This window comes from Actinocrispum sp. NPDC049592, from assembly GCF_040675465.1.
GTDB lineage: Bacteria > Actinomycetota > Actinomycetes > Mycobacteriales > Pseudonocardiaceae > Kibdelosporangium.
The window spans coordinates 281,713-301,681 of record NZ_JBFAPA010000007.1 but is presented as its reverse complement, the minus strand read 5'-3'; the positions used below and the strand labels follow the sequence as shown (position 1 = coordinate 301,681).

The 19,969-nt window shown below is 68.7% G+C and carries 20 protein-coding genes; 9 read left to right on the top strand and 11 right to left on the bottom strand.

Going from position 1 to position 19,969, the window contains the following annotated elements; genetic code table 11:
- Nucleotides 1-111: 111 nt before the first annotated feature.
- Complete coding sequence (locus tag AB0J95_RS20350) at nucleotides 112-1,695, top strand: mucoidy inhibitor MuiA family protein (RefSeq protein WP_364759619.1); 1,584 nt, start codon at nucleotides 112-114, stop codon at nucleotides 1,693-1,695.
- Between the two features lie 4 nt (nucleotides 1,696-1,699).
- Complete coding sequence (locus AB0J95_RS20345; RefSeq protein WP_364759616.1) at nucleotides 1,700-2,500, top strand: arylamine N-acetyltransferase; 801 nt, start codon at nucleotides 1,700-1,702, stop codon at nucleotides 2,498-2,500.
- Here the strand turns inward: AB0J95_RS20345 and AB0J95_RS20340 are convergent.
- Entirely contained in the window at nucleotides 2,487-2,918 is a 432-nt protein-coding gene (locus AB0J95_RS20340) for a CBS domain-containing protein (protein ID WP_364759613.1), read from the bottom strand. The two genes, AB0J95_RS20345 and AB0J95_RS20340, sit on opposite strands and share 14 nt — an antisense overlap.
- Nucleotides 2,919-2,994: 76 nt before the next feature.
- The gene (locus tag AB0J95_RS20335; protein ID WP_364759610.1) at nucleotides 2,995-3,486 is read right to left on the bottom strand and encodes a GNAT family N-acetyltransferase; all 492 of its coding nucleotides are present in this window, start codon (nucleotides 3,484-3,486) and stop codon (nucleotides 2,995-2,997) included.
- 37 nt (nucleotides 3,487-3,523) lie between these two features.
- On the opposite strand from AB0J95_RS20335, the gene AB0J95_RS20330 reads away from it, so the two are divergent.
- Nucleotides 3,524-4,567: a DUF2293 domain-containing protein gene (locus AB0J95_RS20330; protein ID WP_364759607.1), complete on the top strand. Its 1,044-nt coding sequence runs from the start codon at nucleotides 3,524-3,526 to the stop codon at nucleotides 4,565-4,567.
- A gap of 15 nt (nucleotides 4,568-4,582) precedes the next feature.
- Nucleotides 4,583-6,586 (top strand): prolyl oligopeptidase family serine peptidase, encoded by a 2,004-nt coding sequence (locus AB0J95_RS20325; RefSeq protein ID WP_364759604.1) that lies wholly within the window; start codon nucleotides 4,583-4,585, stop codon nucleotides 6,584-6,586.
- 655 nt (nucleotides 6,587-7,241) lie between these two features.
- Here AB0J95_RS20325 and AB0J95_RS20320 read toward each other — a convergent pair.
- The 6 genes from AB0J95_RS20320 to AB0J95_RS20295 form a co-directional block, all read right to left on the bottom strand.
- A complete protein-coding gene (locus AB0J95_RS20320) occupies nucleotides 7,242-8,192 on the bottom strand; it encodes a neutral zinc metallopeptidase (RefSeq protein ID WP_364759601.1) in 951 nt (316 codons plus the stop codon).
- Nucleotides 8,193-8,243: 51 nt separating this feature from the next.
- Nucleotides 8,244-8,843 (bottom strand): ElyC/SanA/YdcF family protein, encoded by a 600-nt coding sequence (locus tag AB0J95_RS20315; RefSeq protein WP_364759598.1) that lies wholly within the window; start codon nucleotides 8,841-8,843, stop codon nucleotides 8,244-8,246.
- 48 nt (nucleotides 8,844-8,891) lie between these two features.
- The gene (locus tag AB0J95_RS20310; protein ID WP_364759595.1) at nucleotides 8,892-9,305 is read right to left on the bottom strand and encodes a hypothetical protein; all 414 of its coding nucleotides are present in this window, start codon (nucleotides 9,303-9,305) and stop codon (nucleotides 8,892-8,894) included.
- Nucleotides 9,302-10,060: an SDR family oxidoreductase gene (locus AB0J95_RS20305; RefSeq protein WP_364759592.1), complete on the bottom strand. Its 759-nt coding sequence runs from the start codon at nucleotides 10,058-10,060 to the stop codon at nucleotides 9,302-9,304. Before AB0J95_RS20305 ends, AB0J95_RS20310 begins: the two co-directional genes overlap by 4 nt.
- A 63-nt stretch (nucleotides 10,061-10,123) precedes the next feature.
- The gene (locus AB0J95_RS20300) at nucleotides 10,124-11,686 is read right to left on the bottom strand and encodes an SdrD B-like domain-containing protein (protein ID WP_364759589.1); all 1,563 of its coding nucleotides are present in this window, start codon (nucleotides 11,684-11,686) and stop codon (nucleotides 10,124-10,126) included.
- A gap of 131 nt (nucleotides 11,687-11,817) precedes the next feature.
- Nucleotides 11,818-12,489, bottom strand: coding sequence for a maleylpyruvate isomerase family mycothiol-dependent enzyme (locus tag AB0J95_RS20295; RefSeq protein WP_364759586.1), 672 nt, complete (start codon nucleotides 12,487-12,489; stop codon nucleotides 11,818-11,820).
- 55 nt (nucleotides 12,490-12,544) lie between these two features.
- Between AB0J95_RS20295 and AB0J95_RS20290 the strand changes: the two genes are divergently transcribed.
- A complete protein-coding gene (locus AB0J95_RS20290) occupies nucleotides 12,545-13,108 on the top strand; it encodes a CGNR zinc finger domain-containing protein (RefSeq protein ID WP_364759584.1) in 564 nt (187 codons plus the stop codon).
- Here the strand turns inward: AB0J95_RS20290 and AB0J95_RS20285 are convergent.
- Nucleotides 13,072-14,340 carry a cytochrome P450 gene (locus tag AB0J95_RS20285; protein ID WP_364759581.1) on the bottom strand — a complete coding sequence of 423 codons (1,269 nt, stop codon included), beginning with the start codon at nucleotides 14,338-14,340 and terminating at the stop codon, nucleotides 13,072-13,074. The two genes, AB0J95_RS20290 and AB0J95_RS20285, sit on opposite strands and share 37 nt — an antisense overlap.
- A gap of 55 nt (nucleotides 14,341-14,395) precedes the next feature.
- Here AB0J95_RS20285 and AB0J95_RS20280 point away from each other — a divergent pair, with 55 nt between their 5' ends.
- Nucleotides 14,396-14,641, top strand: coding sequence for a DUF2630 family protein (locus AB0J95_RS20280; protein WP_364759578.1), 246 nt, complete (start codon nucleotides 14,396-14,398; stop codon nucleotides 14,639-14,641).
- Here AB0J95_RS20280 and AB0J95_RS20275 read toward each other — a convergent pair.
- Nucleotides 14,629-15,720 (bottom strand): hypothetical protein, encoded by a 1,092-nt coding sequence (locus AB0J95_RS20275; RefSeq protein ID WP_364759575.1) that lies wholly within the window; start codon nucleotides 15,718-15,720, stop codon nucleotides 14,629-14,631. The genes AB0J95_RS20280 and AB0J95_RS20275 overlap by 13 nt on opposite strands.
- Nucleotides 15,721-16,042: 322 nt before the next feature.
- Here AB0J95_RS20275 and AB0J95_RS20270 point away from each other — a divergent pair, with 322 nt between their 5' ends.
- The 3 genes from AB0J95_RS20270 to AB0J95_RS20260 are packed head-to-tail and all read left to right on the top strand — an operon-like array spanning nucleotide 16,043 to nucleotide 19,087.
- Nucleotides 16,043-17,584, top strand: coding sequence for a class I adenylate-forming enzyme family protein (locus AB0J95_RS20270; RefSeq protein ID WP_364759572.1), 1,542 nt, complete (start codon nucleotides 16,043-16,045; stop codon nucleotides 17,582-17,584).
- A gap of 1 nt (nucleotide 17,585) precedes the next feature.
- Nucleotides 17,586-18,302: a tRNA-dependent cyclodipeptide synthase gene (locus AB0J95_RS20265; protein ID WP_364759569.1), complete on the top strand. Its 717-nt coding sequence runs from the start codon at nucleotides 17,586-17,588 to the stop codon at nucleotides 18,300-18,302.
- A 44-nt stretch (nucleotides 18,303-18,346) separates the two neighbouring features.
- A complete protein-coding gene (locus tag AB0J95_RS20260; RefSeq protein WP_364759566.1) occupies nucleotides 18,347-19,087 on the top strand; it encodes a class I SAM-dependent methyltransferase in 741 nt (246 codons plus the stop codon).
- A 54-nt stretch (nucleotides 19,088-19,141) separates the two neighbouring features.
- Here AB0J95_RS20260 and AB0J95_RS20255 read toward each other — a convergent pair whose 3' ends face one another.
- Nucleotides 19,142-19,933, bottom strand: coding sequence for an MBL fold metallo-hydrolase (locus AB0J95_RS20255; protein WP_364759563.1), 792 nt, complete (start codon nucleotides 19,931-19,933; stop codon nucleotides 19,142-19,144).
- Nucleotides 19,934-19,969 lie beyond the last annotated feature (36 nt).

Here is a 19,969-nt window from a genome sequence, read left to right as displayed (position 1 = left end):
GGTCCGGGATCCCCGAGGCACCCGGAAGGAGCTGGACTCCGGAGGCAGGCCAAGCCGCGCGGGATGCCGGGGCACGGCCGGGCTGAGTGGGAATGCCGGTAGCCTCACCGGGTGACCAGCGGTGTGCGGACAGAGGCTCCGATCGTGGCCGTGACGGTGTACCCCGGCCAGGCGCGGGTGACGCGCCGGACCACGGTGACGCTGACGCAGGGCCAGCAGCGCGTGACGGTGGGCGGGCTTCCGCTTGGCCTGCAACAGGATTCCGTGCGGGTGAGCGGGCGCGGGGCGGCGACCGTGCTGGGTGTCGACGTGACCATGCAGCTGCACACCCAGTCGCCGGACGACCGGGTCAAGGAGCTCGAGGACAAGATCGAGGCGCTGGAGGGCGAGCTCGCCGAGCTGGCCGACCTGACCAGCGTCGAGGACAGCCACGTCGAGCTGCTGAACACGCTGGGCCGCCGGATGACCGGGCCGCTGGCCCGCGCACTCGCCGCCGGGACCATGGAGACGCGCAAGGTCGCCGGCCTGTCCGGGGATCTGAGCTACCAGCTGACGAAAGCGCTTGGCCGCAAACGGGAGCTGGCCGAGCAGCGGCTGCGGGTCCAGGAAGAGCACGACATGCACCAGCGCACGCTGGCCGCCTACCACGCGCAGCAGGTCCCGGACCGCAAGGCCGTGTTCGTCGAGCTGGACGTGCGGGAGGACGGTGACGTCGAGGTCGAACTGTCCTATGTGGTCTACCAGGCCCAGTGGGAGTCCACCTACGACATCCGGCTGACCGGCGAGCAGCTCACCCTGACCTGGCACGCCGAGATCACCCAGAGCACCGGCGAGGACTGGCCGGAGTGCGAGCTGGCGCTGTCCACTGCCCGCCCCGCGGTCACCGCCCAGGTGCCGGAACTGGACCCCTGGTATCTGGACCGGTTCCAGCCCATGCCGGTGCCGGCCGCGATGATGGACACCGCCGTCGCGGGTTACGGAGCCGCGGCCCCGCCGCCCGCGCCGAAGATGGCGATGCCCGGCGCCGCCCGGTCCGCGCAGGCGCTCACCAGGGCAGTCCACGAGGTCGAACACGGCGCCGCCGCGGCCACCTACCGGCCGACGCGCCAGGTCGCGGTGCCATCCGACGGGACCGCGCACCGCACGACCGTCACGGTCATCGACCTGTCCGCGTCGCTCGACCACGTCACCGCCCCGGTCATCGGCCCCGAGGCCTACCTGCGGGCCACCGCGGTGAACACCTCCGAGCACACCCTGCGGCCGGGCAAGGCGTCGGTGTTCCACGAGTCGGAGTTCGTCGGCACGACCAGCCTGCAGGTGTGGTCGCCGAGCGAGGAGGTCGAGCTCAACCTCGGCGTGGACGACCGGATCCGGGTCGAACGCGAACTCGTCCGGCGCACCGCGGGCAAGGCGATCATCGGCAGCACCCGCAGGCGGGAGGCCGAGTACCGGATCAAGATCGGCAACTTCGGCCGCCGCCAGACCACCGTGACCGTCCTGGACCAGATCCCGGTGTCGCGCGACGACAGCATCGTGGTCAAGGAGGTGACCTGCAAGCCGAACCCGGACGAGCGCACCGACCTGGGCGAGCTGACCTGGAAGCTGCCGCTGGCCGCGGGCGCCAGCGGCGAGATCACCGTAGGCTTCCGGGTGGACGTCGCACGCGGCGTGGAGATGATCGGCTGGCGGGAGTAACACGTTGTCGCAGTGGGGGATCGAAGAGCTGGACCTGGACGCGTACCTCAAGCGCATCGAGGTGGACAAGCCGAACCTGCGGTCGGTCGCCGCAGGGCACCGCGCGAACATCCCGTTCGAGAACGTGGACCCGTACATCGGCCGCGTTCCCGCGCTGGATCTGCCGAGCCTGCAAGCGAAAATGGTGCAGCGCGGCCGCGGCGGCTACTGCTACGAGCACAACACGTTGTACGCGGCCGCGTTGGAACGCCTGGGCATCGAGGTGACCCGCCTGGCCGCGCGCACCCGCGTGGGCGGTCCGGAAACCGTCCGCCCGCGCACGCACATGATGCTTCTGGCCACTGTGGACGGTGAACGGTTCCTGACCGACGTGGGTTTCGGCGCGAACCTGCTCGATCCCGTGCCACTGCGGGAAACCACGGTGCAGCACGGGTCCTGGACGTTCCGGCTGACCCGCGAGGACGACATCTGGGTGCTGCAGCTGCTCGGCCCGGAGGGCTGGTCGGACCTGTACGCGTTCGCGATCGAGCACACCTACCCGGCCGACTACCTGATGGCCAACCACTACACGGCCACCTGGCAGGGATCCCCCTTCGTGAACCGGCTGGTGGCGCAGTCGCGGGACGAGGACGAGCACCTCGTGCTCAGCGGCACCGAGCTGACCGTGAAGGGCCCGGAAGGCGTGCGTTCACAGCGGACGCTGACCCCCGAACAGGCCGTCGAGACCCTGCGGGACCAGTTCGGCGTCGAGCTGACCGACGCCGAACTGGACGCAGTCCTGGCGAAGCTCACTAGCCCTGCGTGATGTAGGCCTCGAGCTGCTGCTGGTCCTCCTCCAGCTTCTTGATCCGGCTCTTGACCACGTCACCGATGCTCACGATGCCGACCAGCCTGCCTTCGGTGACCACCGGAACGTGCCGGATCCGGCGTTCGGTCATCAGCACGGTCAGGCTGTCCACCGAGTCGTCGGGCTGACAGGTGAACACCTCGGGCGTCATGATCTCCGAGACCGGCCGGTCCAGCAGTGCGGCGCCGCGTTCGTTCAGCCTTCGCACCACATCCCGCTCGGAGACGATCCCGACCACCGTGCCGTCGGCGGCGAGCACGACCATGGCGCCGATGTTGTGCCCGGCCAGCATGGCGAGCAGTTCGGTCACCGTGGTCTCCGGTTCCGCTGTCGCCACCGTCGAGCCTTTGGTGCGCAATACGTCCGCGATCCGCATGAGGCGCCTCCGTCCTAACCGCCGGTGTGACGTTGCCTACTGGCAGGCTAGGCGTTCAGGTGTGATCGGCAACAGATCACTGTATGTGTCCGTTATGTTCCGGTCTTGTCATCGCGATGCGAACACCCAGGTCGGTCAGGCCCGCGGCGTGTTCTTCGGCGACGATCGCGGCCAGCCCCGGACCGGGCTCGGCGACTTCGGTGAACCCCATCCGCGCGTACCAGGGCCCGTTCCACGGCACGTCACGGAACGTCGTCAGGGTGACCGGCCGTCCCCCGGCGCGCTCGAACACGGCGTCCATCAGCTGGGTGCCGATGCCCTGGCGGGCGTGGTCGGGGTGCACGGCGATCTGGTGCAGGTGCAGGGCGCCGTCCACGTCGTCGGCGTACGCGAAGCCGACGGGCGGGTCGCCCGCGACGAGCAGCTTGGCGGGGTCGGTGACGGTGCTGATCACGCTGCCCGGCGGGAAGACGATGCCCAGCGGTTGGAACACCTTGTCCGCCGCGGTCTCGATCGCCTCGAGCAGGGCCAGCTCGGCCGCCGCCGGGATGCGCACTCCTGGAACCATGTCCAGGCACGGTAACCACGACGGGAGAATGGCGCGCGTGAGTTTCGAGACGAAGCTGGAACGGCGGATCGTCACCGCGGCCGAGGCCCTGCTGGCCAAGTCCAAGATCGTCACCACGGTGGACGTGCTGGCGCAGCTGGGCTGGCTGCCGCGGTTGCAGGCGTGGGAGCGCGAGCAGGCCGGGACGCTGGAGTCGATCGCGGCCGTGGACTCGGCCAAGCTGGCCGACGCGCGCGAGATCCTGCGCCGCTGGGCCCGCGAACGCGGTCTGACCGCGGGCGAGAGCAGCTACGTCTCGACCAACCGGGGCCGCCGGCCGTTGCGGTTCACCGAGAACGGCGATGAGGCGGTCGAACGCGAGTACCGGGCGCACTGGCTGGCGCCGGACCTGTCCGAGAAGCGCCGGGAACGGCTGACGCAGAAGCAGAACACCGCTCCGGATCTGATCGTGGTGATCCCGGCCGGCGAGTGGACGTGCGTGGGCTGTGCTGACACCGGCCCGTACCTGATCATGGACAACACCGGCCCGAGCTGTCTGACCTGCGCGGACATGGACCACCTGGTGTTCCTGCCGTCCGGCGACGCCACGCTGACCCGGCGCGCGAGGAAGGCCAGCGGGCTGGCCGCGGTGGTCGTGGAGTTCAACAAGCGGCGCAAGCGCTACGACCGCAAGGGCGTGCTCGTCGAGGAGCGGGCGCTGGAGCAGGCCGAGCAGGAGTGTTTCGCCGACGAGGAGGTCCGGCTGCGGCGGCGCGAACGGGACGCGGTCCGCCGGGCCGAGGGGGACGTCGAGCTGCAGGCGCGGATGGCCGAGCTGATCGGGCGGTTGTTCCCGCACTGTCCGCCGGGTCGCGCGGAGGCGATCGCGCGGCACACGGGGCTGCGTGGGAGTGGCCGGGTGGGCCGTTCGGCGGCCGGGCGCGCGCTCGACGAGGAGGCCATGACCCGGGCTGTCATCGCGTCCATCCGTCATGAGGACACCGACTACGACGAACTGCTGATGTCCGGTGTGGACCGGGAGGACGCACGGGCACGCATCCGGACCAAGATCGACTCCGTGCTGGAGTTGTGGCGCGGTTAGGTCACACTAGGAGGTATGAGCGACTACGACCCGTACCTCTGGCTGGAGGAGGTGACCGCGGACGACGCCATGGCGTGGGTCCGCGCCCGCAACGCCGAGGCGGTGGCCGAGCTGACCGGCAGCGCCCGTTTCGCCGAGTTGCGCGACGAGATCCGCGCGGTGTTCGACGCCGACGACCGGATCCCCTACATCCGCCGCCGCGGGGACATGCTCTACAACTTCTGGCAGGACGCGGCCAACCCACGCGGGGTGTGGCGGCGCACCACGCTGGAGTCCTACCGCCAGGCCGAGCCGGACTGGCAGATCATCCTCGACCTGGACGAGCTGGCCACGCGCGAAGGCGAGAACTGGGTGTGGGACGGCGCGGCCGTGCTGCGGCCGGAGCACCGCTTCGCTTTGGTCAACCTGTCCCGCGGCGGCGCCGACGCGAACGTGATCCGCGAGTTCGACATCGAGACGGGTTCGTTCGTCGAGGGCGGGTTCGAGCTGCCCGAGGCCAAGTGCTGGATGCGCTGGATCGACATCGACACGGTGTACGTCGGCACCGACTTCGGCCCGGACTCGCTCACCTCGTCGGGCTACCCGCGGATCGTCAAGCAGTGGCGGCGCGGCACCCCGCTGGAGGAGGCCGTGGTCGTCTTCGAGGGCAAGCCGGACGACGTGTCCGCCTCGGCGACCTACGATCCGACCCGCGGGTTCGAACGGCATTTCGCCGCCCGCAGCATCGACTTCTACCGGACCGAGCGGTACCTGCGCCGGGACGACGAGCTGGTGCGGATCGACGTGCCCGACGACGCCGAGACCGACGTCGAGCGCGAGTGGCTGCTCATCACGCCGCGTTCGCCGTGGACCGTCGACGGCACGACCTACCCTCCAGGCTGCCTGATCGCGACGCGGTTCGAGGCCTACCTGGCCGGTTCTCGCGACCTCGAGGTGCTTTTCGCGCCGGATGAACACACCTCACTGAGCTACCACTCGTGGACGCGGGACCACCTGATCATCAACACGCTGCACGACGTGCAGAGCCGCCTGGAGGTCCTCACCCCGGGACCTTCCGGCTGGACGCGTGCCCCGCTGCCCGGCGTTCCCGCGGGCCAGATCGCCGGGATCACCGACACCGACCCGGAGGAGAGCAACGAGTACTTCCTGAACTCCAGCGGCTACACCGAACCGGCGACGCTCCGCCGCGGAGACCTGAGTGCTGCTTCGTCGCCGGAGATCCTCAAGCAGGCTCCCGCTTTGTTCGACACCACCGGGATCGAGGTGCGGCAGCTGTTCGCGACCTCCGCGGACGGCACGAAGATCCCTTACTACGTCGTGGGTTCCGGCGGTCCCACGTTGCTGTCCGGGTACGGCGGGTTCGAGATCTCGTTGACCCCCAGCTATCTCGGTCACGTCGGCCGCGGCTGGCTGGCCCGCGGCGGCACCTACGTGGTCGCCAACCTCCGGGGCGGCGGCGAGTACGGCCCGGAATGGCATTCCCAGGCGGTGAAGGAGAACCGGCACCTCGTCTACGAGGATTTCGTGGCCGTCGCGAAGGATCTCGTCGCCCAGGGCATCACCACCCCCGGCAAGCTCGGGATCCAGGGTGGCAGCAACGGCGGTCTGCTGATGGGCGTCATGCTGACCAGGTACCCCGAACACTTCGGTGCCATCGTCTGCCAGGTCCCCCTCCTGGACATGCAGCGCTACCACGAACTCCTCGCCGGCGCCTCCTGGATCGCCGAGTACGGAGACCCCCGCGAACCCGAGGAATGGGCCTACATCAAGCCGTTCTCCCCCTACCACAACATCCACAAAGGACTGAAAGTCCCACCCACCCTCTTCGTCACGTCCACAAGGGACGACCGAGTCCACCCCGCCCACGCAAGGAAAATGGTGGCCCGCATGCTCGAACAGGGCCACAACGTCCGCTACTACGAGAACATCGAGGGCGGCCACGGCGCCGCCGCCGACAACGAACAGCTCGCCTTCAAATGGGCCCTCGTCTTCGAATTCCTCTGGAAAACCCTCACGTAGCGCATCGGCCCGCCCCGCAGCCGAGCCGATGCGGAGCGGGCAGGCATGGCACGGTGGCGAGCAGGGTGCGGTGGCGCGAGGTTGAGTGACGGGAGGTTGGCACGGAGGGAAGTTGGGATGGCGAGGCGGCACGGTGAGGCGCGGCCGGTTCGGGTGATGAGGAGGTGGCGCGGTGGGCACCGTGGGTCGGCGGCCGGTTCGGGTGGGCGCGCCTGAGAGGGCGGTAGGCCCATTGAGGGGGCGAAAGGCCTGGTGGCGTGGCCAGCCCCGAGGTGGTGCCCGCCGAGATGGTGGGCGGTTGAGCTAGTGACCGCCCAGGTAGCTGGGCTTGAGGTCGTGACCGCTGAGGCGGTGGGCTTGGGATGGTGTCCGCTGAGGCGATAGATGTGGGGTGGTGTCCGCTGAAGCGGCGGGGTTTGAGGCGGCCCTAAGGAAGGTCGCGCGGGGCAGGTCCAGGGCCAGCCGCGATCGGGCTCGGCCTTGAAGCCACGTCCCAGTGCGGACCTGCCGTAGGGCCGCCGACGGGACCCATGTCAAACCGAACCGCGCCCCAACGCAGCGCGCCCCTTGCCTCCGGCCCCCCGAAATCCAGCGTACCGACCCCCACCGACAATCCCGCGACCCAAGCCCCCAGCTGTCCACAGAAGACCGGGGCTCAGCTGACGTCCCCACTCGCGGCGGTCCAGGTATTGCACGAGGCGGTGTTGTTGTTCTTCACGCCCGCGGTGCCCCACTGGATCTGGTGTTTGACGCTGCCGTGGGTCTTGTCCGCCACCGAACTCCGGAACGCGCCCGAAGCGGAGGTCCCCAGGGTCTTGCCGATGGACCCTCGTCCGCTCACCGCCCCGATGAACATCCCCGAGAAGCAGTCGGCCTGCAGTTCCATCCGCCGGGTCAGCTCGAGGTACTCGGGGGAGTTCTCGTCCTTCCCGCCCATCTTGTACCCGAGCCCGCGCGTGATCCCGCTGAGCATCTGCACGTGGTGCCCGTACTCGTGTGCCAGCACCATGATGTGCCCGCCCTGGTTCGCGCCCATCGAGTCCACCACACGATTACGTGGCATGAAGATGGTCTTGTCCTTGGGGCAGTAGAAGGCCACCGCGATCTCCGACGAGGGCGTGCCGCAGCCGCTCACCGGGTCGTCCTCGACGTTCAGGGAGGGGGACTCGAACGGCTCATGTGCCTGCTCCAGCACGGGTTTCCAGGCGGAGTCCAGGCAGCCGATCATGGCCTGGTAGTAGTTGCGCAGCTGGTCCGCGGACTTGCCGAAGGCGGGCAGTTTGCAGTTCACCGCCGGCAGCGACTTGCCGGGGTTGAGCAACGCGTTGGTGTCCGTCACGGACTGCGCTTTGGGGGTTTCCGGGGCGGTGCTGGAGGGGGCGACCGGGGCGGCGGCGTTGGGTTTGTCGTCCGCCTGGGTAGGCGCGGCGAGCGGAACGCCCGCGACGGTCCGCGTGAAGGTCCCGGGCGCCACGATGAACGTCAGGGCCAGCGCCAGGGCCACCACGACGCCGAGGATGGCCCAGGGCGAGTTGCGTGGCTGGGTGGGTGGCGCCGGTAGCGGCGACGGGAACAGCGGTTGCCTCCCGTGCTCGCCTTCGACCATGTTGTGTCCCCCTCTGCTCAGCACAATCATGCCACTATCGGGGGAACGCGCTCACTTGGCCGACACGGCGGGCGGCCGGTTCCAGATCGCCAGGCGGACCGCGCCGACGGTCGCCAGCACCTCCCGCGCCCGGTTCTTGATCATGCTGAACAGGCCGCAGTCGCAGGTCGAGGCCACCCCGTCGGCGTCCATGCCCAGGTTGCGGCACAACGACACCGCCCGGGGCAGGTGGTAGGCCTGCGTCACCAGCAGTGCCCGATTGATCCCGTAAACCTGTACAGCTCGCGCGCATGTGTCGTACGTATCCAGCCCATACGGGTCGACGGTGATGGCCGAACGGTCGACCCCGTGCGTGACGAGGTACTCGGTCATCGCCTTGGTCTCGTCGCCCGAAGTCCCGGAAGCGTTCCCGGACACCAGGACCGAGTGGACCTTGCGGGCCCGCCAGAGCGCGGCGGTCGTCTCCAGCCGTCCGGTGAGGAACGGCAGTGGGTTGCCGTCCTCGATCTTCGCGCCGAACACGATCACGGTCTCGGTGCTCGGCGCGTCGGTGTAGACGTACCGGTGCCCGCTGGAGGCGAGGAACGTCCACGTGACGCACGCGCCCAGCAACACGGCCAGCACGCAGGCGACGACGAGCGCGATCCGCATCGCTCGCCGCCACCAAGGTCTCCGTGCCTCCCCCACAGCGCCATGCAATCACACCGCGGCCGTGACCCGCCTCCCGGACAACGCGAGAACGACCAACGGCAGCACGATGGTGAGCGCCAACGTCACCGTCTGACCGACCGCGGCACCCGGACTGAAATGTTCCAAGTGCAGCACGTGGAAGAGAGTGTGTGGCACGGCGAACACCAGCATCGCCACCATGCTCAGCCGGACGACCGACGGTGTCATCCGCACGGCCGCGTACACCAGCACCACCGTCATCGCCAACGTCATCGTGCCGTAGTCGCGCATGAGATGTTCGTTGTACGGCGGCAAAGCGGCGACCCAGCCGGTGCCGGCGAACGGGATCGGCCCGTCCTCGTAGAACGACACCGGCCAGACCGTGGCCCACACCCCGATCGCTCCCTCCACCACGGCCAGCAGCCACACCAGAACGCGAGTCATCGGTACGCCACCTTCCGGGTGTCCTTAGTGGACGCGAGGTGCTCCTCGAGGGTGATCTTGCCGACGGCATGGTCCGGCGCGAGGTGATCACCGGCCCGGAACCGGCCGAAAGCCTTGCCCGGCAAGCGGAACGGCACGATCGCCCGGCGCCGCCCGGTGGCCGCCAGGTAGACGCGGGCCATCTCGGTCAGCTCCCGCACCTGCGGGCCGCCCATCACCTCGACGTGCCCGGCCGGTGATCCGGCCGCCAGCCCGGCCAGCCGGGTGGCCACTTCGGACACATCGATCGGCTGGAACCTGAGGCTGGGCACGAACATCAGCGGCGAGCGCGCCAGGAACGCGAGCAGCACCCGGATCAGGTCGTGGAACTGGGTCGTGCGCAGGACGGTGTACGGCACGCCGGACCGCTCGATGAGCTCCTCCGCGGCGCGTTTGGTCGCGTAGTACCGGAACGGGATCTTGTCCACGCCGACGATCGAGATGTACAGCAGGTGCGGCACCTGCGCCTTCGCCGCCGCGGCGACGAGCGCGCGATCCGGCGCGATGTCGTTGAACGCGGCCGCGCAGTGCACGATCGCGTCCACCCCGGCGACGGCCGCGTCCAGGCCCGCGCCGGTCTTCCAGTCCACAGTGAACAGTCCAGGCCCGGTGCCGCGGCTGGCCACCCGCACGTCATGGCCATCCGCCCGCAGCAGGCCGACCACCAACGAGCCGAGCTTACCGGTCCCGCCGGTCACGAGAATCGTCTTCGCCATACCCACTTGACGGGCGGGCTGGGGCGAATGTGACAGCGGCCGGTGTGACCGGCCGCACACACGTCAGGCCACGCGCCGCCGCCCGGACAACACCGCCCCGACACCGAGCGCCAGCAGGGCGAACCCGGTGATCGCCGGGCCGGTCACGTCCACCCCGGTGTTGGCCAGGTTCGTGGTCTGCACGTTCTTGGCCTCGGTCGGAGCGCCCTGGGTGTCGTCCCGTGGCTTGGCGTCGTTCTTCTGCACGACCTGCAGCGCCCAGTGCTGGGTGTCCTTGGCGTTGACCGGCATGAACCCGTTGTCCTTGAGCCGCCAGCCGCCGGACAGCTCCGGGATGTACCAGCAGGCCGGGATGTTCTCGAACTTCAGCAGGCCCGCGGCGTCGGTCTTGGCCCTGGTCACCTCGGCGCCGGTGAGCGGGTCGTGCAGGACGACGTCGATGTTCGGCACGGCCTCGCCGTCGTCCACCGCTGAGTTGTTGTTGGCGTCGTTGTACAGCGTCGCCACGAAGGAACCGTTCTTGCCGGGCACCTTGGCCAGCGTGAACACCTTCGGGAACCCGCTGGCGTACTGGCCGTCGGCCGGGCCGAACTGGCAGGTGATGTAGACGATCCCGGAGTTGATGGCATCGTCCGGCACGATCCCGGAGACCTTGAACACCCGGGTCTCGCCCACGTTCACCGTCGCCCCGGACACCAGCTCGCCCCAGCGGGCGGCGTCCTTGTGGCCTTTGAGGTGCCAGCCGGAGCCGGCCGCGTCACAGGACGCGACGACGTGCTCGACCGCGCGGGTCCCGCTGTTGACCAACGTGATCGTCAGGTGTGCCTCGTTGCCCGGCCGGTACGGGCCGTCGTCGAACTTGGCGGTGGCCTTGAGGAACGTGCTGATCGGCTTGGCCGCGCGCAACGTCACCTGCCGGTTGGTGCCGTCGACGGCCACGACCTGCACGTTCGGCGCGATCCAGTCATTGGCCAGCGCACCGGTGGCTTCGACCTTGTACATCCGCGCGGGCACGTCGGTGAACTGGAACTTGCCATCGGCGTCCGTCGTCGCGGTCGCGGTCGCTGACTGCGCGCTGGTCGCGGTGAGCTTCACGGTGACGTTCGCGAGGCCCTCGCCCGCGTTGAGCTCGCCGTTGTCGTTGGTGTCACCGTAGAAAACGCCGGTGACCGTCGACTTGGCCGTGGTCGGGACGAGCTTGACGGTGACGTCCTTCGTGGCGCCCGCGCTGCTGGTGTCATCGGGGGTGAACACGCGGAAGGTCAGCTTGGCGTCGCCGTCCTTCCACTCGGTGGCGCTGCCCTTGAGGTGCAACAGGGTGCTCTTGCCCGCGGCGACCGCGTCCCCGTCGCCGGCGAACTTGCCGAAGCCTCCGGTGTTCAGCCGGAACGGCGAACCGGCCGTCAGCTCGGCGACCGCCTTGACCGCCTTGGCATCCGCGTCACCGGTGTTGCTGATGGTGACGTCGAAGGGGACTTCCTCGTCCACCACGAACTTGCGGTCCGGGACGGCCACGTCGATCTTCAGCGCGGGGGCTGCCGCGGCCGCGTGTGCGGACGCCGGCGCGCTCCCGGAGGGCGCCGCCGGCGCCGGTGTCTCCCCCGCCAGCGCCGGTGTCCCGGACATGACGAGAAAAACGGTGACGGCACCCCATAAGCGCGCTGCGCGCATATCCAACCCCCGGTGTTCTGGTCAACCACCGGCAAACTTATCGGAGCGCGGAACAAGATCACCACTATTAGGTCAGGAACTGTGACTTAGGGCCACTGTCCGAGCTCCGGGAGTTCGCCGGAAAGGGTGTTCTCCGGCGTCCGTCCGGCGATCCAGGCCACCACATCGCCGAGTTCCCCGGTCACCCGGAAAGGCGAACCTGACCCGAAGACCCATGTGCCATCCGGAGTGACCACGGTCAGCTCGCCCGCCACCCGGGCGCTGAGGAACCCCAAGGCGTGCAAGCAGAACTCGCTGGTCCACGCGCTCGGCGTGTACCCGAGGCCCAGGTCGACCGTGTGGATCTCGACCTCCCGCCAGCGCGCCTCCAGCACGTCGCGCAGCACGCCGTCGCGGTAGGTCACCGGCGCCTCCCAGTCCTCGACCTGCGCGAACGCCTGCTCCACCGCGGCGATCGAGTCCGCCATCGCCGCCTTGATCTCCGCCGCCGGACGGCCCGACGCGGCCTCGATCCGGGGCTGTGCGGCCGGGCGGCCGCCGTCGTAGAAGTCGATCAGCTCGCCCCGGCCCGCGTACACGGCTTGGCGCGCACAGGCGGCACCGTTGTGTTCCACGTGCGTGGCGACGTGTCCCCGGGTCCAGCCCGGCAGCTCGGTCGACGCTCGCATGGCGGCGTCATCGGCGCCGTCCAGCAGCTTGAGCAGGCGTTCGTGCCCGGCGGCGATGGCGTCTCTAATGGCATTCTCGTCATACCCCATTAGGCGACCTTAGCGGTCACACGGCAATCCAGCCAAGTCCCATTAGGCTGGGAGAATGCGCAACCTCGCGTTGGAGCTCGCCCGGACCGTCCACCACGACGGCAAGGACGGCGTGATCGACGACATCGAGACGGGCCAGGGCTTCGGCGAATGGCTGGAGAGCCAGGGGCTGCGCCCGTCGCGCGCCCGCGAGAAGGTCGTCGAACTGCGCCGCGCGATCCGGGCGTTGTTCGCGCACGCGGTGCACCCGGACCCACCGGCCAAGGACGACGACGGCAGGCTGTCGCTGGACATCGCGTTGCGGCAGCTGAACAAGGCCGCCACCGGGGTGTTGCGCGCGCCTCAGCTGGTCTGGCCGGACGAGGTCGAGTACCGCGAGACGTTCGCGGACGAGTCGCACCAGTTGCTCGCCGAGATCGCCCGCTCGGCCATCGACGTGCTCAGCGGCCCGGATCGCAAGCGGCTCAAGGCCTGCCCGGCGCCCCGGTGCGTGAAGTACTTCCTGCAGGCCCACCCTCGGCAGGCGTGGTGCAAGCCGTCATGCGGCAACCGGGCCCGCGTCGGCCGCTACTACCAGCGGCATCACGACGTGAGTACGGGCAGCGACTCCACGCCGTAGACGATCGAGACCTTGCGGAACGCCAGCTCGTCGGCCGGCTTGGCCAGCCGCAGCCGCGGGAACCGGCGGACCAGCGCGGGGTAGGCGGCCCGCAGCTCCATCCGGGCCAGTTCGGCGCCGATGCAGCGGTGCACGCCGTGCCCGAAGGCCAGGTGCGAGGTGGGCACCCGGGTCGAGTCGACGCGTTCGAGGTCCAGGCCGAGCGCCGGGTCGCGGTTCGCCCCGCTCAGCGACACGATCACCACGTCACCCTTGGCGATCCGCACCCCGCCGACCTCGATGTCCTCGCGGGCGAACCGGGGGAAGGCCACCTGCACGACGGTCAGGTAGCGCAGGACCTCCTCGACGAACCCGTTGATGGCGTCATCGTCGTCGTGCACCCGCCGGAACATCTCCTCGTCCTGCAGCAGGACCAGGGCGCCGAGCGCGAGCATGCTCGCGGTGGTCTCGAACCCGCCGGTGAGCACGCCGTCGGCGAGACCGGCCAGCTCACGGTCGTCGACCTCGTCGCCGTGCTCCTTGATGATCATGCCGAGCAGGCCGTCGCCCGGGTTCTCGCGTTCCTTGCGGACCACGCCGAGCAGGTACTCCAGCGACTCGGAGATGGCGCCCAGCGACGCGCCCGCGCCGCCGAACAGGTCAAACCGGGCCATCGCGAGGTGCTGGAACGCCTCACGGTCCTCATAGGGCACGCCGAGCAGCTCGCAGATCACCAGCGACGGGATCGGCAGCGCGAACTCCTGCACCAGGTCGACCGGGCCGGCCGAGGCGGCCATCGCGTCCAGCCGCTGCTCGATGATCTCCTTGATGCCCGGGGTCAGCCGGGCCAGCCGGCGCATGGTGAACTCCGGGGTCAGCAGCTTGCGCAGTCTGGTGTGCACCGGCGGGTCGGCGAACCCGAGACCGCCCGGGTCCTGCTGGACGGTCGCGCCCGCGCCGGCCAGGTTGGCGAAGTCGTTGCTGAACGCCTTGGCGTCGCTGAGCACGGCCTTGGCCTCTTCGTGCCCGCTGACCAGCCAGAGGTTGATGCCGAAGCCGATCGGCAGCTTGCCGATCGGGGTGCGCTCGCGCATCTGGCCGAGATCGGCCACCGGATCGAGACCATCGCGTTTCAACGGCATCAGTGCGGCCTCGGGAATGGGCATTCTCGCCAGGTCGAAGCCCTTTTTCTGGGCGCGCGCGAGATAGCGTCGCGCGAACCACGCGATCACCCGTGTCCTCAGATTCCCCACGCCACGAGGCTAAGCCAACGGACCTGAGAGCAGGTGAACGGGTTACGGTTCGTCCATGACGGAACGCGAAATCTTCGACCAGATCCGTTCACTGGTCGACCGCGAGCACGAGCTGCGCACCCGCTCGGTGGCCGGCGAGATCGACTCCGACGAGGAGCACGCCCAGCTGCGTGGCCTGGAAGAGGCCCTGGACCAGTGCTGGGACCTGTTGCGCCAGCGGCGGGCCCGGCGCAGCGCCGGCGAGGACCCGGACGACGCCCAGGCCCGGCCCGCCCAGCAGGTCGAGGGCTACCTCCAGTAGAGCCGGTCGGTCGCGGCGCAGGTCGTGACCGCGATCGCACAGAACGCGGTCACCGCGAGCAGCAACCGCAGTTCGGGGTAGCCGGCGCTGAACCGGTACCCCAGGTAGGCGGCGACCACCCCGGCCGCCGCCGCCCCGGTCAGCTGCAGCGCCCAGCGGGCGCTGACTGTTATCTCGCGCACGGTCCGGGCGAGTGCCACGGTGATCACGGCGACTCCGGCGATCGTGGCCGTCCACGGCGCGCCGAAGATCAGCCCGTAGCGGATGGCGAGCGCGGGCACTGCGAAGTAGGCCAGGAACCAGGACAGCATCCGGATGACCGTGCCGATCGCCGGTCCCGCCGCAGTTCCTTTGTTACGCGCCGCCAGCCTCGTCGCGGTGAGCACCACTGCCGCGATGATCACCACCGGTAGTTGCTTCTCCACGCGACCCAGGTTGTAGAGCAGCACGGTGTCGTAGATCGCCAGCACCAGTGCGCCGGTCGCGCCCACCGAAACCAGCAACAGCACCAGGTCCTTCGCGCTGGTGACCCGTTGGCCTTGCGGCGCATCGAGTTTCGGCACGATGAACGCGACGGCCACGGCCGAGGCGTACCGGATGACGACGTCCTGCACGGTGTACGGGTTCTCGAGCTTCACCTCGATCAGCGAGAAGACCGTGGTGTAGGCGAAAGCCATCGGCCAGGCCAGGCTCGCCACCCGGCGGTACAGCTCCGGTCCGAACCACCGGCAGACGGTGAGGTAGGCGAGCATCCCGAACGGCAGCTCGAAGAACGACGGGATGCGGAAGATGCTGACCGCGAAGGCTTGCGGCGTCGGGAAGTTCGCCGCCAGCCAGGTGATCACCGGATCGTGGTCGGCGATGTCGAACCAGCCATCCGGGACATACCTCGCGATGAAGCTCACGTCCCCGTGGTGCACGGCCAGGATGTGGACGTTCAGCAGCACCTGGTTGACCAGCAGCACCGCGACGACCCCGAGCAACCACACCCCCGGATGTCCCCACCCGCCCCGGACCCGGACGCGCGGCCGTTGGACCAGCCCGAAAAGCGTTGAGACCCCGATGATCGCCTGCAGCACAACGCCATTCTCCCGAAAGTGCACTTCGCTGACATGATTGTGACGTGAATCACGACGAAAATCTATCACACATCTGTCCGAGTACCGGCAGGTAATGCGGGAAGTCGCAGTTCACGGCCTGTCAAGAAATCTTTCATCCAGCACGCCACTCACTACGGAAGCCGAAGTGAGCGTTCTTGACCTTGCGCGTTATACGGCCGTAACGTCGAAGCGTCGAATTGATCGGCCCGAAACGGGGGAATGCGGATCAATGTCTGGCATGCAATTATGGAAGTCGAGTCTGGGAACCCTTTTCGACCGCAGGGCGGACATTGGAAAACCAATGTTCTTCCGCCTGAGCCGTCCCATGGATATCGATCCCGGACAGCAGCGGCTTCTCGACCTGCCGGCCATCGCCGAATGTGTGCGAAACACCGCCGCCGGCCTGTACGCGGCCGGAGTCCGGCCCGGCGACCGGGTCGCGGTGTACAAGGAGAACCATTTCGACTGCCTGCTCCTGGCCGCCGCCGGGATCAGGATCGGCGCCGTCCCGGTCATGTTGTCGGGGCTGCTGCCACCCGATTCGGTACGGGCGCTGCTGCGGCGGACCGAACCGAAGGTGCTGGTGAGCAACCGGCGGCTGCTGGAGGAGGACGGATCCGGCGCGAGCCCGCTGTCCTCGTTCGCGGACCGGACGTTGTGCCTCGACGGCGGCGTGCCGGACGCGTTGTCGCTCGCCGACGTGCTCGGTGGCCCTGTGCCCGCGCCCGTCCCGCGGGGCGGCGACGAACTGATGATGCTCACCCACACGTCCGGCACGACGGGCATTCCGAAACTCATCATGTACACCCCGGACAAGCTCCAGGGCCAGATGGCGCGGCTGGAATCCCGCCATCTGCCGCCACTGACGTTCCATCGCAACGACGTCGTGGCGATGTTCCTGCCCTACGTGCACGCCCGGGCCTTCACGTGGATCTATTCGGTGCTGACGCTGTCGCCCGCGACGACCCTGCTGATGAGCGAGAACGACCCCGAAGTGGTCGGCCCGATGTTCCGGCAGCACCGCCCGACGGTCATCGAGGCGTTGCCGATCGACTTTCTCAACATGGTGCGCCTCACCAGGGACAACCGAGGTGACGCTTTCGCCTCGGTGCGCATGTTCATCGGCAACTTCGACGCGATGCGCTGGTCGGTGATCCGCACGTTCCTCAACGCCTCCAGGCGCCGGTTCCCCATCTGGCGGGAGGGGTACGGGCAGTCGGAGACCGGCGGCCTCGGCATGACCATGATCACGCGGTACCGGGCGAACAAGCGGCGGGACCAGCAGCCGGGACCGCGCAAGGTGGGCCGGCCGATGCCGGGCTTCGTCCAGCTCAAGATCGTGGATCCGCGGACGTTCGAGCCGGTCCCCGCCGGCAGTCCGGGCGTCGTGCTGGCCAAGACGAAGGCGCGGTGCGTCGGCTACTACAAGGAGCCCGAACGCTGGGACGAGAAGGCCGTGGGCGACTGGTGGAACACCGGTGACATCGGCGTCATGACCCGCACGGGCGCCGTCAAGCTGTTCGACCGCGAGGTCAACTACGCACCCGGTGGCAGCTGCCTGGAACACGAGGACGTGATCGTCGACTACCTGCCGGAAGGGCACGACGTGGCGTTGCTCCCGGTGGCGGACGGTCCGCTGGTGCCCGTGGTGGCCGCACCCGACGGCCGGCTGGACCCGAAGCAGTGGCAGCGGGCCGTGCGCGGAGTGCCCCCGCTGGCCGAACCGATCGTGATCGACTTCAAGGACATGCCCCGGACGGGAACAGGCAAGATCCTCCGGCAGGAGCTGCGCCGGCGATATCTGGACGGCGCCGGCCACCCGGGTTCCGGGCGGTGGACGTGACATGGCGTGGTCCGGCGAAACGAGCCTGAACCCGGTCATCCGGCGAGGGCCCTTCACCGTGCAGCCGTTCTCCGAGGAATCACGCCTGATCTGGGAACGGCGGGAGCATGTGGTCTTCGGGGTGAGCCCGGGCAACAGCTATTTCCAGGTCGGCCGGATGACCGAGCTCTTCGGCTGGCTCAGCCGGCAGTTCGAGCGGATCGATGTCGTCATGCCGGATTCCGCCCTGGTGCACACCTATCTCGCGCTCGGCTACGACCAGCAGCGGGCGCGGAAGAAGGCACACAGCGAGATCAATGTATTGCGCAACCGGGTGACCCGGGCCTGGAACAGCATTGGCGGACCGAGAACGGCCGACGGCCTGCATCGAATGTCGGAATTATCATCTCATGTCGTTTATACCGCGAAACTGGCCGAATGCGAGCAGGCCGTGGCCCAGGACGAAACGCTCGGCCAGACCTGTGTCGAGATGACCAAGGAGGTCCTCCGGGCAAGGGGTCACGAGGGACCGCTCACGGCCGCCCAGATCGACCAGGCGATGCGTTATCTGATCGCCGAGCTGCCTTTCTTCCTGGCGTCGAGCGACATCTTCGAGGTGCCGACGTCGCTGAATTTCTACCACCGGGAACTTCCCCTGGCCGAGGTCATCTTCACCGGGGAGACCCTGCTTCAGGCGTCGCCAAGGCAGGCATACGCCACCATTCGCCCGGCGCGGTGAGAACCCCCGCCCGGTTTCCCCAATGACATCACTTCGAGGTGCTCATGGCTCAGAACAACACCGTGCAGTACAACAGCCTGGCCGACCGGCTCGGCGACATCGAGCAGGCGATCCACTTCTACCGCGAGACGGTGGAGTTCCCGTCGTTCTTCCGCGCCCTGGGGCCGGTGACCGGCAAGCGTGTGCTGGACGTGGGCTGCGGCGACGGGATCTATGCACGGCTGCTCGCCCAGCGGGGCGCCGGCGAGGTGGTGGGCATGGACTCCTCCAGCGAGATGATCCGGCTGGCCGAGGCCGCCGAGGCGGAGCGGCCGCTGGGGGTGCGGTACCACGTCCAGGACGTGGCGACCATGGCGGAACTGGGCGAGTTCGACGTGGTCATCGCCGTCAACGTGTTGCACTACGCGGATTCCCGGACGGCACTGGACGACATGTGCCAGCGGATCGCCGCCAGCCTCGTGCCCGGCGGCAGGCTGCTGGCCTACGTCGGGAACGCGGATGTCGACAGCGGAGCGGCGCGGGAGTTCGGCTACATCGTCAACCGCCCGGCCGACCTGCGTGAGGGAGAACCCTTCACCGTGACCATCGACGCGGATCCGCCGGCATCGGTGCGAGTCCACTACTGGACGGCGGCGAGTGTCGTGCGGTCATTGGAATCCGCCGGGCTCACCCGGGTCGGGTGGGAGGAGATGACGTATTCCGGTGTCTCCGATGAGGATGCCGTGCGTTTCGACCGTCTGCTGAAGAACCCTCCGGGGCTGCTTCTCAGCGCCTGCAAGCAATGACCGTCGCGCGGGCAGGGCTCCGGCCCTGCCCGCGGTCACGGCCGGTCAACGTGGTCAATCAACGCGAGCAGCGAGATCCGGCGAAAGGTGGACCTCCTCCCCCACCCCGAGAACCAACGCCTCGACCCCACGTTCGCCAGCCACCCGGACGAATTCCTCAACAGCGGCGTCGACCTCCACGTAGTGCCCAGCCACATCGAGCCCGTAATGCACCGGGACAACCCGCCGAGCCCGCAAGATCATCCCAGCGACAACGGCCTGCTCCGGCGTGAGATCAGCGGGCAACGGGCTCGCCGGCCGCCACTGCGGCATGTCCACCACAGCGCCGTTCACCGGCAGGAAGGCCGCGTCGAAAGGCCCGTGCCGGCCGGCGATCAACCACCAGAACCCGTGGAAAAGCGTGTCCCCGCCGTGGAAGATCCGCTGCCCGTCCGCCTCGACGACCCAGCTCACCTGGGGATCGCCGAACCCGTCCACCGCCGGTACCGCGGTGACCGAGAACGGCCCGATGGCCCGGTTCTCCCAGTCGGCCACAACCTCCACATCGGACATGGTCGCGAAGCCCTTTTCGGCCGCGGCAGTCCAGTAGTTCTCCGCCTCCGACCCATCGAGCGGGCGAGGCCGTAACACCACCCCGCCCGGCGCCAGAACCGACTGCACCGCATCAGGATCCGCGTGATCGAAGTGCAGGTGGGTGACCAGCGCGGCCGACACCGGCCCGTCCGGCCGCACCAGACTTCCCGCGGGCAGCATCGACTCCATCCGCCCGCCCACGAAGTCGATCACCAGCGACTCCCCCGCCGCGGTGACTTCCAGACCGGCCCAGCCGAGTCGTCGAACCCTCACGATTCCTCCCAGTGTTTAGCGACCGATCGTTCGGAC